Source organism: Paenibacillus sp. FSL L8-0333 (genome assembly GCF_037965665.1).
Lineage (GTDB): Bacteria > Bacillota > Bacilli > Paenibacillales > Paenibacillaceae > Paenibacillus_AQ > Paenibacillus_AQ odorifer.
In genome coordinates, this window is sequence record NZ_CP150186.1 from 4,246,616 (window position 1) to 4,261,986 (window position 15,371).

13 protein-coding genes are annotated in these 15,371 nt (G+C 42.8%); all 13 read right to left on the minus strand.

Translation table 11 applies throughout. The features are described 5' to 3' along the window. Positions 1-236: 236 nt before the first annotated feature. The 13 genes from NYE72_RS18985 to NYE72_RS19045 all read right to left on the minus strand — a co-directional run bounded on the left by NYE72_RS18985 (position 237) and on the right by NYE72_RS19045 (position 15,071). Positions 237-2,813: a glycosyl hydrolase gene (locus NYE72_RS18985; protein WP_339210227.1), complete on the minus strand. Its 2,577-nt coding sequence runs from the start codon at positions 2,811-2,813 to the stop codon at positions 237-239. A gap of 308 nt (positions 2,814-3,121) precedes the next feature. Beyond that, complete coding sequence (locus tag NYE72_RS18990) at positions 3,122-4,270, minus strand: DUF3626 domain-containing protein (RefSeq protein ID WP_076141009.1); 1,149 nt, start codon at positions 4,268-4,270, stop codon at positions 3,122-3,124. Between the two features lie 310 nt (positions 4,271-4,580). After that, positions 4,581-5,225 (minus strand): Type 1 glutamine amidotransferase-like domain-containing protein, encoded by a 645-nt coding sequence (locus NYE72_RS18995; protein ID WP_339210229.1) that lies wholly within the window; start codon positions 5,223-5,225, stop codon positions 4,581-4,583. A gap of 263 nt (positions 5,226-5,488) precedes the next feature. Next, positions 5,489-6,253, minus strand: a complete 765-nt coding sequence (locus NYE72_RS19000) for a VOC family protein (RefSeq protein ID WP_076223167.1) — start codon at positions 6,251-6,253, stop codon at positions 5,489-5,491. A gap of 2 nt (positions 6,254-6,255) precedes the next feature. Beyond that, on the minus strand, positions 6,256-7,062 hold the full coding sequence (proC, locus tag NYE72_RS19005; protein WP_076106412.1) for a pyrroline-5-carboxylate reductase: 807 nt from the start codon (positions 7,060-7,062) through the stop codon (positions 6,256-6,258). A gap of 17 nt (positions 7,063-7,079) precedes the next feature. Beyond that, a complete protein-coding gene (locus tag NYE72_RS19010) occupies positions 7,080-7,907 on the minus strand; it encodes a MetQ/NlpA family ABC transporter substrate-binding protein (RefSeq protein WP_036688665.1) in 828 nt (275 codons plus the stop codon). A gap of 11 nt (positions 7,908-7,918) precedes the next feature. Continuing rightward, complete coding sequence (locus NYE72_RS19015) at positions 7,919-8,938, minus strand: uroporphyrinogen decarboxylase family protein (protein WP_339210231.1); 1,020 nt, start codon at positions 8,936-8,938, stop codon at positions 7,919-7,921. 30 nt (positions 8,939-8,968) lie between these two features. Continuing rightward, the gene (locus tag NYE72_RS19020) at positions 8,969-9,628 is read right to left on the minus strand and encodes a methionine ABC transporter permease (protein ID WP_036688669.1); all 660 of its coding nucleotides are present in this window, start codon (positions 9,626-9,628) and stop codon (positions 8,969-8,971) included. Next, a complete protein-coding gene (locus NYE72_RS19025) occupies positions 9,603-10,646 on the minus strand; it encodes a methionine ABC transporter ATP-binding protein (protein ID WP_339210233.1) in 1,044 nt (347 codons plus the stop codon). The genes NYE72_RS19020 and NYE72_RS19025 overlap by 26 nt, the downstream gene beginning before the upstream one ends. 27 nt (positions 10,647-10,673) lie before the next feature. Beyond that, the gene (locus tag NYE72_RS19030) at positions 10,674-11,834 is read right to left on the minus strand and encodes an amidohydrolase (RefSeq protein ID WP_036688672.1); all 1,161 of its coding nucleotides are present in this window, start codon (positions 11,832-11,834) and stop codon (positions 10,674-10,676) included. 21 nt (positions 11,835-11,855) lie between these two features. Continuing rightward, entirely contained in the window at positions 11,856-12,527 is a 672-nt protein-coding gene (locus NYE72_RS19035) for a GntR family transcriptional regulator (protein ID WP_036688673.1), read from the minus strand. Positions 12,528-12,788: 261 nt separating this feature from the next. Further along, positions 12,789-14,141 carry a sodium-dependent transporter gene (locus tag NYE72_RS19040; RefSeq protein ID WP_036688675.1) on the minus strand — a complete coding sequence of 451 codons (1,353 nt, stop codon included), beginning with the start codon at positions 14,139-14,141 and terminating at the stop codon, positions 12,789-12,791. Between the two features lie 282 nt (positions 14,142-14,423). Next, positions 14,424-15,071, minus strand: a complete 648-nt coding sequence (locus NYE72_RS19045; protein ID WP_339210235.1) for a FusB/FusC family EF-G-binding protein — start codon at positions 15,069-15,071, stop codon at positions 14,424-14,426. Between the last annotated feature and the right edge of the window lie 300 nt (positions 15,072-15,371).

Below are 15,371 nucleotides of genomic sequence, written 5' to 3' on the forward strand. Positions count from 1 at the left end.
TTCCACACAAGCACCCAATTCCCTAATTTCAACAAAATTTCTTTGCTCCAGTTCTGCAAATATGTCAACACAATCGATGGTAACATTGCTCAATTCAAGCTTTTCCTTCTCCAGAAACTGATCATCGAGCAATCTGGCTACTTCAGAAATGGTTCTCCCATTGCACTCCCTGCTTCTTCCCAAAATGAAAAAAAACATCTTTGTTTTACACAAAGATACCTTTTTTCATTAAAAGCTTATGGCTCAATCCCCCACACAAGCTGACCATTCATATACCCGGTGACCTGTTCATTGTTGATGAACTGACTGCTGGATGCCTTGAACGAATAATCATTAACCTGGTTGAAATTGGACCAGTCGGTTTTGGAGAAACGGGTTTGAATTTCTGCGCTCTGACCTGGATTAAGTGTTCCAGCCGAACTCGTGAAACCAATTTCCAAAACATAATCTGCACTGGCAACAGGAGTCGCCAGCTTAATGAAATTGCCGGTTACATTCGCATTTCCGATGCTGGCCCAGTCGATCCAGAAACTCTGATCTTTCTCGCCATCAATCGTATAGTAATACCGGACCTTCACATCACTTAGTTGAATCGCTGAATCACCGGTATTGACTACTTTGATTTTGGGTGAAATCCCGTTAGTGGAGGCACTTGTGTTGCCATTAAAAGCTTGGACCGTCAAATCTCCAGTGGGTACTGGAACACTGCTATCCGTTACGTTCACTGTAAGAACAGCATTATTTCCTCCATTATAATGAAAGGTTATGGTATTCTGTCCCAGCGGAAGCGTGGAAAGATAGGATTTTTTCAGAACAACAGCAGCGCTTGATGCCGTATAATCCTGACTCGCTACAAGTGTGGAATTTCCATTTGTGATACTTGCAAGCTGGTGTCCATTTAAGGTAAGGACTACGGAAATATCCTGGGTTAGATTCGCCGCTTTATCAAATGCAGCGCTCACAGGCGCAATGGATGCGCTTGGCGTGGAATCGACAATTTTCACTTTTAACACGGGATCTTGTCCTTTATTAAAATCAAAGATGATCGAATGCTCGCCAACCGGCAGTGTCGCCAGAAATGCTTTTTTGAGCAGCAGCGTATTTCCACTCAAGGTATAATCCTGAGTCTCTATTAATATATTTGCGCCTGCCCGGAGAGCGGTTAACGTATTGCCGTTTGAATTCACGGTGATGGCTTTGTCATTCTCATTGGAGGCATTTTTATCAAATTCGACGTTCGCAGGTGTGATAGACGCACTTGGAATTGGATTGTTAACCTTCAAATCAGGCAGCTCATCGAGCGTGATTACATAATTGCTTTGGTACAGCGTTGTTAAGGTGGCCGGATAATTAAAGGCGGAACTCATGAGATGCTCACCATACCACGGTAAGAAATAGAGCCAGCCCGATTTTTCCTCTGTCAGATTCTGAACGCTTGGAACGGTGTCGTTCTCCGTCATGGCTACCATTTTCTTACCGCCGGTTAAATCAACAAGCTGATAGAAAATCGAGGTAATCGCGTCCTCATTGGGAACACCAGACAAACCGTCATAGCGGTTATAGATCGTGTTGTATTTATCATAGCCTACAATATCCACCTGATCATCGCCGGGATACCATGCGGGAGAAGTGCTGTAGACATAGCTGTTGTAGGTCCAGATCAAATTGTGCAGACCGTACGTTTCTGTAAGTTCAGTATAGAGCAGATCCCACAACTGCTTGTATACCTCCGAGCCTGCCGAAGCCCACCAGAACCATGCACCTTCTCCATTCAATCCGCCGTTGCCCTCCGCCTCATGGAAGGGTCTGAAGATAACCGGCACATTGTTATTTTGCAGAATCTGCAGTTGCTCCGCCAAATCCCCAATGGCCAGTTGTACATATTGGTATTCTTTCGTACCTGGAACTACCGCATTGGCTGTATTAAAATTGGTTTCTGTCGGCTTGTAGGTGGCTTTCTTCCAATCTACAAATTCCCCGAGCTGATAGGCGGTGAAATCTCGGGGCACAGTGATATGCCAGCTGTTTGTCGCGATCCCGCCCCGGTTATTCACCCAATCGATCATCCGGGCGGTCGTACCATCCTCCCAGCCGTAAAGCGGATTGTAATTCATCAGATCAAATCCGCGGATCGCCGGATACTTTCCCGTTAAATTGTGAATCCAATCAAACTCCAGCTCGGAATTGCCGTCATTTCCGCCTCCGTAAATCTCCTGCTGGCCGGAGATCATATGATTGCCGTAAACCTCCGTTAAATAATTCATCAGAAGCTGAGTTTCCGGAGTCGCTTGAGTATCGCTGAGGACAGGTTGCACATCCAGGGGATCAAGATCGGCATAATCCACAGTGAAGGTATCAAAATAAGCGAAACCCCAGCCAGCCTTCAGTTGAATAGTGTTGCTGCCTTGATTCAGCTTGTGATAGCCAAAATCGAAATTCGACCATGTGGTCGTATAGGGCAGCATATACGACCCCTTCGTAACGCCGTTAACGGCTAAAGATTGAAGCCTGCCGTCAGCACTGAGCTCCTGCATATAACGTGTGGAGATCGTATACATGCCGGTTTCTGGGACAGTCACTGTGAAGGAAATTGTACCGGAATTCTGCATCCAGACAAATCCGCTTCCAGAGTATCCGGGTTTGGGCTGTCCGTAAATTTGGGTCGTCACTTGAAGATCGGAGGTGAGCTGAGCGTTTTCGCTTTCAATTGTGAAAAGTGCGTTGTCTGCATGAACGGGCGGCGCTGTCATCAATCCAAGTAGCAGAGTAAATGCCAGCATCATTGTGATTGCCTTCTTGAGCAAATTTTTCATTTCCACCTTTCCTCCCTATGTTAAATATGGTAAATAAAAGTTCAATATACCATCTCTTGGATGCGCTTTCATAGATAAGATAGCATATGTTCCATATTTTGTAAATCTATCAAATCGAGAAAATTTCCACATGCAAAAAAACTCCCACCAATATTTATTAGGAGGAGTTAAATAACATTGATTCACACGAACATCCCATCAATAACAAGTCAAATATCCCATACGGAGGGAAATTCGCTTGCTTATTTATTTATTTATTTGTTTGTTTGTTTACTTAAATGCCTTAACTTCAAGCGTACCAAGGCTTCTTACAACTTAAAGTTTCGGAGCGGCTTTCCGTACCGTACCAAAACATGCCATAAGAGTTTTAATTCTTGAAGTACTTCTTTTTCGGTTCCTCGGTCCCGCCATGCTGCAGGATCATGCTTTAAGTGCATAGCAGCAGATCCAATCATGCTCGTATCGATATAACCGTGATGAGCAATACGCTTAGCCAAGGAGGGCATCGTAGGCCCTCTAAAATCCGAAGGCACTTCGTCTACCCACATCGCGAATCCCATGTGCCAATAGAGTTGGATGGCATACTGTAAACATATTTGCTCCAGGACTTGCCCTGTTGGAGTACCCTTGAATGAAGGATCGGCTACTAAGATTTCCACATCTTCCTTTAGACGGATGTTTCCATGAACTTGCGCTTCAATATAGTGGTTAAGATTACGTTTAGCTTCACATTTTGAAGAGTCTGAAAACGGCATTGTGAGGTTGTCCCGAAGATGGTCAACTAATTTTTGTGATCGAAGATCTTTTTCCCCTAGAGCGGAATCTCTTAAGAAAATCTCCTCTAGTAATGCCGCCATCATATCATCAAATTCTGCATATGTCCCTTTCTGTACAGGGTTTTGATGCGAATCCATATAGGTGTATGTACTGCGATAAGAAACCTCAGGGGACAGGAGGAAATAGCAGGAGCCAAAGCGCGGAGCTGGCCCATCCGAATGAAGCATCAAATCAAGAGCGCCATATTTAGGGCGTTCGCTATTCGAAGCACCCTCTTGTTGGTATGCCCCTCCAAATAGTCTTTCCTCCCACAAATCACGTGGACCGCCAGAATAGGCTGATACACTACCACTGGATAACAAGGTCTCAAATTGGCTCTTGTACACGCCTTGCTCCAATAGCGCCTCTGCAACACTTTTCTTTACCGGATCTAGTCGATCTGGATGGAAATGTAGAGCAATCTTCGCCTGTGACTTTATTTTGACCACAGCATCTTCAAACTCTTCCCGATCCACATTAGACATTTGAAGAATTTCATGGATAGTCTGAACTGCTTCACTTTTTCGAGTTCGCGCGTAATTCGTAACATATTCTAAAGCCGATAATTGTGACTCCGATAGTTCCTCAGTGAACTGAGACTCTCTTATTTTATTGGCATTTGCATCGCCTTTCCACTCCATTGCTTATTCACTCCTTTCTAGACCCAGTCCATAAGAAAAGAGACTTGAGTTCTCCTCTCACTGTATCAAACGCTTCTTCACTTGAAACTTCATATCCTTACAATCGCGGAATCCGATAACTTTACGTGGATCTGGAATGATATAAATTCAAGATCGAATGGTGATGGCTTGAACATCGTATACGCGGTATGCAAAATCTTCCTTTTTCGCAGGAGTAATCAACTCGATTTGCTCGTAAGGTGCTGTCAAATAGGGACTCAAAACAAATACCATTCAGTTAACCGTCAGTGTCACAACCACTCAACCATTATTAGAGCGTCTCAGCCAATTTCTGAATCTTTGAGTGGGAAATTAAATATACATTGCCTATAATGTCGATTTTGCTGTCCTTCACACGTACAGCACCATCTTTGTCTGCCGCCACATAAATATCCATTTCATTCGATAAAGGGAAACGCTCCTCAATCATCGCGGTGTTATCATGATCAAAATGAGCTTCAAAAGAAAAGTGATTAAGAGCCATACCTTCACAAACAGTGCATTCATCCACATATTCATCAGACATGTTCATCCCACCAGCACTTGTTCCCATTACAACAACATTGCTTTTTTTAATCAAATCCGATAATTCATATTCCGTCAAAAGGTGCTTTTGGTTCCGAGCGGTTCCACCACATAAAAAAACGACAGAGGCGTTTTGAATTAATCGCTGGGCATCTTCCTTCTGCGTGCGGTCATCAATGAAATGATATTCATCAAAATAAATGTTAGCCTGATTAAACCATGTCCTTTCAAAAACACTATCAATATTAACTTGTTCATCACTAAAATCAGACGATTCAGCGCTAATCATAACCAGCGATTTTCTGTCTGTTATATCCTCATGCAACACATTGACTAACTTCTCAGAAAAACCCTTATCATAAAACCAATCTAAGTAATAGTGAGTTTTCATCCGTAATTACCTCCATATGTAATATTTAAATTTATCCATTATGTTTATCAAAATCCATAGTGCCAAGCAAGAGAAATTATCTTCATTCCTTTTATACCATGGATATCGTACCATATAATGGAATTCAATAAATCTTACAAATTGATTAAAACAAAAAAATGCCAGCATCATTAGTACCTTCGGTGAATAGCAAAAAGACTTACTCGAGGTATCGATCCCTTCAAGTAAGTCTTTATTTCTAAAGTTATAAAGATACTAGTCCCTTAAACGAAAACATACTCCCCATCACCAATCCGAATCGTCTTCCCTTTCAGCTCTAACGAATCCGTTTCAAAAACCACCTGCTTGAATTGGTTCTCGTCTCCTTGCACGAAAGCAAATGATCTATCGCCAATCTTAAGGCTGAAGGTATCATCCTCTGACTTCGTAACAGGCAGTCCGAATATGGTTCCCCAATGGTTGGCTGCAGCTTCAGGATCGGAGACATGAAATACAGCACGGACGATTTCGACTTCTCCCGCAGGATGAGGCTTAATGACTCCAGATGATGTTAATCTTTCCACTCGCTCTGTATCCGTTCCGCTCCATTGAATGATGAACGGATAGACCAGTCCCCCAAAGTCACCAGCAATGGTCATCATCCGCCACTCTATTAATCTGCCCTCGTTATCTAGACGCTTACCATCGATAATTGGAGATAATGATAAGCCTGCTGCTTTCAGAGAAGCCGCTACTTCTTCAATATCATCCGTCCGGATAACTACTCTACTTAGAACTTCATGTTCTGGTAAAAGTTCAACTGCATCTTTCACCACTAGATTATGTTCAGTTGCCTTTGCCAGCTCAAGATTCTCAATGCCCAGAAACTCGAGATAGGTTAGCCCAAAGTAACTTAAGGCATTATAGGTTCCCCAATCTTTATGAGATCCTCCTTTAAAAGCAACCAATCCATGAGCTCCAAAGATCTCAACCGGTTTGGCCAAATCATTGACATAGTGAACTAAATGATCCCATTTCATCGTTGCCATGATTACTTCACTCCCAGCTCAGTAGTACGTTTTACGGCTGCCAGAACACTTCTTTGCAGGCCCGCTGCGAAATCACTGTTGTTTAATTCGTACAAGCCATGCATGCCGACACCGCCAGGTGAATTATTAATATCCAGCAGCTGTCGTGGATGCAGCCCTGTTTGTTGCAGCATTGCTACCGATCCCATCATATTCTCCAATGCAACCTTCCAGGCTTGCTCACGCGGCAGTCCGGCAAGTACACCTGCATCCACGAGAGATTCAATGAAATAATAGATATAGTTAGGACCCGCCACACCAAATCCAGTGAAAACATCCATTAACGCCTCATCCAGATATTGTACTTTTCCAAAGCCAAGTAAGAAATGCTCCACTTGATCACGAGTAGCATAAGCATTTAACGCTACACCACTATATCCATATCCTGTATCGGTTAAAGTATTGGGGATAACCCGGATAATGGACCGTTCAGCTCCAAAATACCCAGCTAATTGATCATTCGTCACACCCGCCACAATCGATACGATAGCGGCAGAAGCTGTAGCGAATTGTTGTACGATTTGACCAAGTGTAGTTAAATCATCCTGTGGACGAACTGCCACTACTATTACATCTGCTGTAGACAGGTTATGCTCTTGTGAACTCTCCGTATCTACACCATATTTGGTATTCAAAAACTGCAGCCGCGCTTCATTAATATCCGATACACTAATTTGATTTACAGACAAGGTGTTATTCGCTATACATGCGCGGATGATCGCTTCCGCCATCTGTCCGCCACCAATAAAATGAATCTTTTCTTTGGTCACTCCGTTCACTTCCTTAATTAATTGTTGTCCCAAGCTTCAGGTAGAATGAAACCATCATATTTTTCTAATCCATGAATATATTCTTCAAACTCTTTGGATTCATAAGCAGCTTTCAAATCTTTAGCCCACTGTGAATTTTCATCCTTTTTATTAACCGATACGATAATTCTGTGTTCCATAGGTGTGTTTTCTATTTTCAAAGCATCCGTAATCTTTCTGTCCGAATTGGCAATATAATTACCGTTTACAACGCCATAATCAACATCTTGAAGGGAGACAAGGATTTGAGCTGGGTCCAGTATTTTAATATCAATATTATATTTATCCGGTTCCATACTATTAATATTGAAATCCGCTACGCCCGCCCCTTCTTTAATTTTGACCCAACCCAATTCTTCCAGAATACGCAGTGCACGCTCTTGGTTTACCGGATCGTTCGGAACAGCTACGGTTGTACCGTCTTTAACATCGTCTAGCGTGGTATGATTTACAGAATAAAGACCTTGTGGAGCACCTGGAACATAAGCAATTCCGACCATATCTGCATTGATTTCTTCGTTAATAGCCTCCATATAAGCTGTACTTTGGAATATGCTTGCGTCAATGGAGCCTTCCTTCATTGCTGGATTGACCTGCATGTTTTGCGAGAAGGTTTTAATGTCAACGGAATACCCTTGTTTCTCTAGAATCGGTAGAATCGATTGGCGGAATTGTTCCTCATAGGTTCCGACACCAAATCCAACGGTAAGTTTTTTCTTATCTCCAGAATCCCCCGCCTCTTTATTGCCACAAGCCGTCAACACTGCAAGAACACCTATCATCATCACTAACATTAACTTTTTCATACTTACTTCCCCTATTCCAATATAGATTTTTTAAATTGTGCCAACGCCTTATCCGTCACATTGAGTGGGATTGCGCAATTTGGAGATAGAATAAACGGCTGGTCTTTCATTAACTTTAATGCATCTTCAGCCTGCTGCTTGATTTGGGCAATATCGTTTACCGCAAACAACCCATGATCGACTCCCCCCACTTTAGTAGCTTTGAGATTTGCCTCTAACCCTGGATTCCCCTTGGCTATCGTATCCCAACTGATCCCGTCAATCCGATAATCGTTGAACTTCTCAGGCTGGGCGTAAGCTCCACAAGTATGAAGAATGTTTTTTCCATAGCTTGCTGCTTCTAACACAATAGAATCATAAGGTCTGGACAGCTCATCAAACATTGCTTCATCAAATAATCCTGGGTGAGCTGTGCCCGTCACTGCGTAGAACAAACCGTCAGAACCCGCTTGCTGTAACTCTTGTACATAATCGGCTAAAGTTAAGGAAATCGCATGTAGCGCATGGTGTGCTGCCGCACGATGTTCTTTAAACAAGGATTCCAAAGTTACCGGGTGCTCAATACCAAACACCGTTTTAGTAACGTAAGCAGAACGTCCTACAATAAATAGCAGCACTGTTAATGGTGAAAATACCGTCTGGATTAGCGGGGTATCTGGTAACCCTTGGCGAATTTTTCTAACCGCATCTAAATGCTCTGCCAAAGGGGCTGACTGGACTGCCTTTTTGACATCGATGTCCCACAGACTAGCCGCTGTTGGAATTGCCGTCGTTTGCTGTCTCGGAAATACGGTCTGATAATCCGTAAAATCGTATTGATTCCCCCAAGCTTCCGCCAGATAAGTCGCTCTTGGATTAATCTTGACCCAATCCCAATCATATTTTTTCGTAAAAGAAATCGTAGTTTCTGCTAAATCATCTGCAGTTTGTTCTTTGTCGATAAAATGGCGCCAACCACTTCCGATTGGACGATCCGCCCGTTCTCCAGATAATAATGCGTTAAAACGATCTTGCTTACTCCATTCACTCATCTGTCGAGTCCCTCCCAGAATATGTAGTAACTAGTAACGGCGAATTTTTCTTGCTAGCGTGTTGCCTAAAGATTGAATCCCTTGCACTAAAATAATGAGGATAATCACGGTGGCTACTACGACAACAGTGTCAAAGCGTTGGTATCCATATACGATCGCCAAGTCTCCCACGCCGCCTCCCCCTACCGTTCCAGCCATTGCAGTTGCACCTATCAGACCAATCGTCGCTGTTGTAAGAGACAGGATTAAGGATCCAACCGCCTCCGGCAATAAAAAGTACCAAATGACTTGAAAAGGTGTGGCTCCCATCGCCTCAGCGGCTTCAAGGATTCCCGGATTCACTTCAAGCAGTGAGTTCTCTACCAACCGCCCTATATAAGGTGCGATATAGATAATCAAGGGTACGATCGCTGCGCTTGTCCCAATTGAAGTATGAACAATCAATCGTGTGAAAGGCACAATCGCAACCAGTAAAATAATAAAAGGCAATGAGCGAATGATGTTGATAATCGGATTTAGTACGGCGTAAAGCGCTTTGTTCTCCAAAACCCCACCCGGACGAGTGATGACAAGCAATATCCCAAATGGGATCCCAATCAGGGAACCAACAAACAAGGAGAACCCTACCATTTGAATGGTTTCTATAATCGCCTGCAGAAATTGATCACCTGTTACTGTGGTCGAAAACATTAGATTCTACCTCCTCTACATCGACTCCATTTCTTGTTAAGAAAGATAATGCATTGTTAATCTCTGCTGCCTCACCATCGAATTGAATGATCACTGTTCCCAGTGTTGTTTCTTGAATTTCCGTCGTATTCGCAAATAAAATATTGACCTTTATATCGCAGGAGCGAATCATTTCAAACAGGATAGGCTCGGAGGCACTTGCTCCCACAAAATTAAGCTTGTACAGCTGACTTCCGGGTTCTGTTTTGATAGATTTCCGCACGCTAGAGGTCATGCTATTTTGAATAACCGTCTTCACGAAATTTTGCGTGGTCAGATGTTTTGGACTTCCGAATACATCTAGAACACTTCCTTGCTCAATAATCCGGCCTTCTTCCATGACCGCTACCTTGTTACAAATCTCTTGAATCACGGACATTTCATGTGTAATGATCATCACGGTAATGTTGTATTCAGCATTGATTTTTTTTAATAGCTGTAAGATAGAATGTGTGGTCTGTGGATCTAAGGCAGAGGTCGCTTCGTCACATAAAAGGATAGACGGATTAGAGGCAAGCGCTCTGGCAATCCCGACACGTTGCTTCTGACCACCTGATAACTCACTCGGGTAACTCCCCGCTTTGTCACTTAATCCAACAAACTCTAGCAGCTCCATTACCCGCTGGCGGATTTCATTTTTATTCTTTTTTAGGAGAACTAGAGGGATCGCCACATTATCAAATACTTTTTTAGATTCTAATAGATTAAAATGTTGAAAAATCATTCCGATATTTTTCTTAGCGGTACGCAACTCTTTATCGTTGTATGTTCCCAAATCACGTCCAGCGACCATAACTTGTCCTTTGGTGGGTCTTTCCAAATAATTGACTAAACGAATTAATGTACTTTTCCCAGCACCGCTATAGCCGATAACCCCAAATATATCGCCTTTTTCGACCTTTAAATCAATCCCTTTAAGAGCATCAATAGTGGTCCCTTTCCGAGTGAACGATTTGTAAACATTCTTTAATTCAATCATTTCCATTCCTCTCAATCATATATAGGATTAAGCTTCCTCTTGCAGCTTCACCAGCGCTTGTTCTGCCAATAAAGCGAAATACTTAGCAGCTGGTAATATCGCAGCTTCATCAACATCGAAACGAGGGTGATGTAAGGGATAGGCTGGACCTGATCCTATATTCACAAAAGCACCCGGTATCTGTTGTAAATAAAAAGAGAAATCTTCTCCACCCATCTGTGGAGGAATATCATGTACTTCATAGCCGAAATCTGAGGCGATCTTTTTGGTAAAGTCCGCCCATTCCCCATGATTTATCGTTGCGGGTGGACCTGGATACCAATGTAACTGTGCCTCTGCCCCAGCTCCCGCAGCAATTCCTTCGATAAGACGAGTCATTTGTATCGGAATATTGCGGCGAATCTCTTCATTGTAAGTTCGTACTGTACCTTCTAATTCGACTTTTTCCGGCAATACATTCCATGTGAAGCCTCCATTAATTCGGGTAACACTTAACACTACTGGTTCCGTGGTACTGTTTTGGCGACTTACGATGGTTTGTAGAGCGGTAATGATTTGAGCCGCAGTTACAATCGTATCCACACCTTTTTCAGGATAAGCAGCATGAGCGCCAACACCTTTTATTGTAATTTCAAACCGGTCAACACCGGCTGTTAAAGCTCCTGTTCTTGTTCCAAAAGCTCCTGTAGGCAAGTCAGGTGAATTATGGAGACCAAATATAGCCGCCACATCCTGGAGTCCTCCCGAGGCTAAGACACTTTCCGCCCCATGCCCTGTTTCTTCCGCGGGTTGAAACAATACTCTAACCTTTCCAGGTAATTCACTTTCACGAGCCTTTAATAATAATGCAGCACCTAAAATAGTAGCCGTGTGAAAATCGTGACCACAGGCATGCATCTTTCCTGGGATCTCTGAGGCAAAGGACAATTCAGTTTGTTCCTCTATGGGAAGTGCATCAATATCACAACGAATGGCCACTATGGGTCCGTGACCCTGCCCGATCTCTGCGATGAGTCCGGTTTGTAAAGGCAAGTCAAGGATGTGAATATTGGCTTGGGTCAGCCATTCCCGTAATTTTGTTGTGGTTTTAAACTCTTCATACGCTAATTCAGGCTCACGATGCAGGTTTCTGCGAACCTCTATTAATTGATTAGCTAAAGCTTGCTCAACCTCATTTAGTGGTTTCATAGGTGATGTACTCCCCTTTCGTTATGCTTCCAGCTTTTCTTCAATCCCTTTGATGCGATCAAGCGCAGTCGATAGACTGCTTAAAATATGATCTTGCATGGCTTTTTCAGCACCATCTTCATTTTTAGCAGCGATCATTTGCAAAATAAGATCATGTTCTTCATCCGCTTGTGTGTTCCAATCCCCATGCATAGAGACGAATCGACAATAACGAAGCGAATGATCTCTTAATTGATTCAGAACCTTCTCGAAGGTTTTTAGTTCGCTGATTTCTGATAAATAATCATGGAACTCAAATCCATATGTAACAAAATTCTGATTATCACCAAGCTGGAACGAGTGTTTCATTTTTGTAATCATCGTCGTTAAATTCACAATATCTTTCTCTGTGGCATGCTTAGCTGCACTTCTTGCAATATAGCCTTCAAGCATGCTGCGAATAAGAAATATTTCTTCAACCTCTTTACGGGTTACTGAAGCTACCCGCAGTCTTCCATTTGGCTGTCGAACCAGAAAATCCTCGTTCTCCAATCTCTGTATCGCCTCTCTTAGAGGTGTGCGGCTGACTCCGAGCAAGGCCGCCAAATTTTCTTCATTTACAGGTTGATTCGGTTCAAACTCGCTATCAATAATTTTTTGTTTTAATTCATAGTAGGTATTATCCTTTGATAACCTTCGTGATCGTATCGCCATTTCTATACTGCTCCTCATCGATAATCTATGGGGTCCGAACCCCAATAATATATTTGTATAATTGTATACAATTATTAGTTAAGGATTGATTAGTTAGTTACATTCCCTTCCATACCGTTCAAGCTTTTTTATACTATATTCCAATTATTCCACCTAGTCAAGTAGGAATTAAAAATCAAGCTAATCCCCTCTTTTCAACACAAAAAAACCCTACAACCAACAAGGGTCGTAGAGCTATTTTTGGATAAATAAATTTCAGAATTAGAAGGAAATAATCCCCGAGGTATGGAGCAGCACTAGGAACACTAGGATCGGCGCCACATAACGGAGCATAAACAGCCAAACACGGAACCAGCGTGCCTGTAGTCCAGCGGCTTCCGCTGCACCTTTCCAGAAATAACCGGCGAAGATGGTAATCAGCAGACCTCCAAGTGGCAGCATAATGTTAGAGGTGATAAAATCCAGCCCATCAAATAGAGATTTGCCACCAATCGTTAGCTCCGGGAACATTCCCAGTGACATCGCTAAAGGAATACTAAGAAGGAAACAGATCAGCGTCAAAATCCAAACCGAACGTTTCCGGCTCCAATTCCAGCGCTCCATTGTGAAGGATACAGGCACTTCAAGCAGCGATACAGCTGAGGTTAGAGCAGCAATCGCCAGCAAGATAAAGAACAAACCGCCGAAGAGCGCACCAAAAGGCATAGCCGAGAAAGCGGCTGGCAAAGCGATAAAAATCAGCGAAGGCCCCTGATCAGGAGCAATACCAAATGAGAACGTCGTCGGAAAAATAATCAAGCCTGCGATAAAAGCATATAACAAATCTCCCGCACCGATTGCGATCGCAGCGGTACCCAGCGATTGTTTTTTATCAACATAAGATCCGTATGTCAGGAGAATCCCCATCCCGAGCGATAATGAAAAGAAGGCATGTCCCAATGCAACTAGCGCAGATTCCGCTGTCAACACTGAAAAGTCCGGTTTTAGGAAAAAGGATACCCCTGCGGATGCACCCGGTAAGGTTACCGCGCGAATCATTAACACTACAAGGAGTACGACCATACCAGGAATTAATACTTTGTTAAATTTCTCAATCCCGCCTGATACACCAAGGATGACTACACCCGCCGTAATCAGAATGGCTATCCCCTGCCAAACGATCGGCATATATCCGGAGACAAACGAATTGAATTCGCCTGCATAATCAGTAGTGCTGAATAGTTGTCCATTAAAAGCAATCATCGAATAGTTCAGCGTCCAGCCAGCAACAATAATATAAAAGGAGAGAATTAGAAACGGCGCAAGTACCTGCAACATTCCAGCTGCAAACCAACTCTTCCCGCCTCCAGCCCGCATAAAAGAGGTCGCCGCGCTACCACGCCCGCTGCGTCCGATAGCCAGTTCTGCCAACAGCACCGGTAACCCTATCAGCACCAAACAGACGATGAAAAGAAGGAAAAAAGCTGCCCCCCCATTTTCCCCTGTAATATAAGGAAACTTCCACATATTCCCTAGCCCAACCGAGCTGCCGATGGCGGCAAAAATAAAGCCCGCGGAAGAGAAGCGTTCCTCCTTCTCCGAGAGAAGATTTTTGTTACCCTTAATTTGATTCATTATAACGCCCCGTTTTCTTTTTTAGACCTCATTATAGCTTAAGTAACAAAGCACGTCATATGGAAATTTTCTGACTATTCTTATAACTACTCAAATTTTCTGTTTGTAAACGCTTATATTGTTTATTCAGTCACTGAATCTTACGAAGAATTATACTACTAACTCCCCTTTCTCATTATATCCACAAATGTCCCGCCCCATTGCTTCAATAAAACGAATTGTCTATATCCTGACGATATCTTTAACAAAAAAGGCTCCCACTAAGGGAGCCTTTTCTAAACATTATTTGCGGACAGAGAGAATGAACCTCTCAAGCTTAGCTGTATCGGTTATGCTCCGATTACATTCCTGATTATCCAAACATACGTATTGACCCACAGCAGAAATATTATCCGGCGAAACGTTCACATTCTTGGTCTTAACATAAAAGAATGCAAGCTCTTGATGCCGATTGCAGAACATGCAGTACCCTTTTTTGTGCGTTGGTGTAATTCTACCCTCTATACCAATGAACTGTCCTTCGTACGGATAGATAATGAATAATTTATTACTGGCAATATCTATCCAACTCAAATACGTTATGTTGCGATAGTCGATGAGTTGTAGATCAGGTACTTTCAGTTTCTTATTCTTAGGGAATAGCTTCTGAATCTGCTTCAGCGTAATCGTCGGATATGACTCTAGGTATGGTTCTAATTCACTAAGATATCTCTGGAAATCTTCTGTAGTTTCGAAGGTCGATATTTGTTCCAGCATCTGCTTGTGATTCTCCGTAAGAGAAGGAAATGCCTCAATAATGTTCGTAGCAGCACTATATCTTACAGTCTCCAAGACTCTGCGATCCGCAACGGTTCGCAGGGTATGCAGAACAAATTTCGTTTGTTTCTTAATTAAGTTATATTGATGGTTTCTAATAAATGGTGTACACATCGCTTTTCAGCCCCTTATTTATATTAAAAGTTCATAAGGTGCAAAGCCCATTTATAGAAACGATAAAATTAAGTTGGGCGATATAGTCATCCATCGCACCTCACGCAAAGTATCGCCCTATATTAGGCTTTGCGTGAGGAACTTCTAGCTAATGGGCATTTCAACATTAGCACTGTACCACCTCCGAGCATATTTCATGCCAAAAGTATAGCACCGTATTTTAGAAGGCGCAATTCATCTCGGGATGCTTATTTGCATGCCATACCTACAAAAAAAGGGAGCTACATGGACTAGTCCAGT

What these genes read in the sequence shown, in the direction of transcription:
- NYE72_RS19000 (WP_076223167.1), bottom strand. Translation starts at nt 6,253, where the DNA reads ATGGCAACGATGAAATGGGATCATTTAGTTCACTATGTCAATGATTTG.
- NYE72_RS19045 (WP_339210235.1), bottom strand. Translation starts at nt 15,071, where the DNA reads ATGTGTACACCATTTATTAGAAACCATCAATATAACTTAATTAAGAAA.
- NYE72_RS19010 (WP_036688665.1), bottom strand. Translation starts at nt 7,907, where the DNA reads ATGAAAAAGTTAATGTTAGTGATGATGATAGGTGTTCTTGCAGTGTTG.
- NYE72_RS18985 (WP_339210227.1), bottom strand. Translation starts at nt 2,813, where the DNA reads ATGAAAAATTTGCTCAAGAAGGCAATCACAATGATGCTGGCATTTACT.
- NYE72_RS19020 (WP_036688669.1), bottom strand. Translation starts at nt 9,628, where the DNA reads ATGTTTTCGACCACAGTAACAGGTGATCAATTTCTGCAGGCGATTATA.
- NYE72_RS19025 (WP_339210233.1), bottom strand. Translation starts at nt 10,646, where the DNA reads ATGATTGAATTAAAGAATGTTTACAAATCGTTCACTCGGAAAGGGACC.
- NYE72_RS19015 (WP_339210231.1), bottom strand. Translation starts at nt 8,938, where the DNA reads ATGAGTGAATGGAGTAAGCAAGATCGTTTTAACGCATTATTATCTGGA.
- NYE72_RS19030 (WP_036688672.1), bottom strand. Translation starts at nt 11,834, where the DNA reads ATGAAACCACTAAATGAGGTTGAGCAAGCTTTAGCTAATCAATTAATA.
- NYE72_RS19035 (WP_036688673.1), bottom strand. Translation starts at nt 12,527, where the DNA reads ATGGCGATACGATCACGAAGGTTATCAAAGGATAATACCTACTATGAA.
- NYE72_RS18995 (WP_339210229.1), bottom strand. Translation starts at nt 5,225, where the DNA reads ATGAAAACTCACTATTACTTAGATTGGTTTTATGATAAGGGTTTTTCT.
- NYE72_RS19040 (WP_036688675.1), bottom strand. Translation starts at nt 14,141, where the DNA reads ATGAATCAAATTAAGGGTAACAAAAATCTTCTCTCGGAGAAGGAGGAA.
- NYE72_RS18990 (WP_076141009.1), bottom strand. Translation starts at nt 4,270, where the DNA reads ATGGAGTGGAAAGGCGATGCAAATGCCAATAAAATAAGAGAGTCTCAG.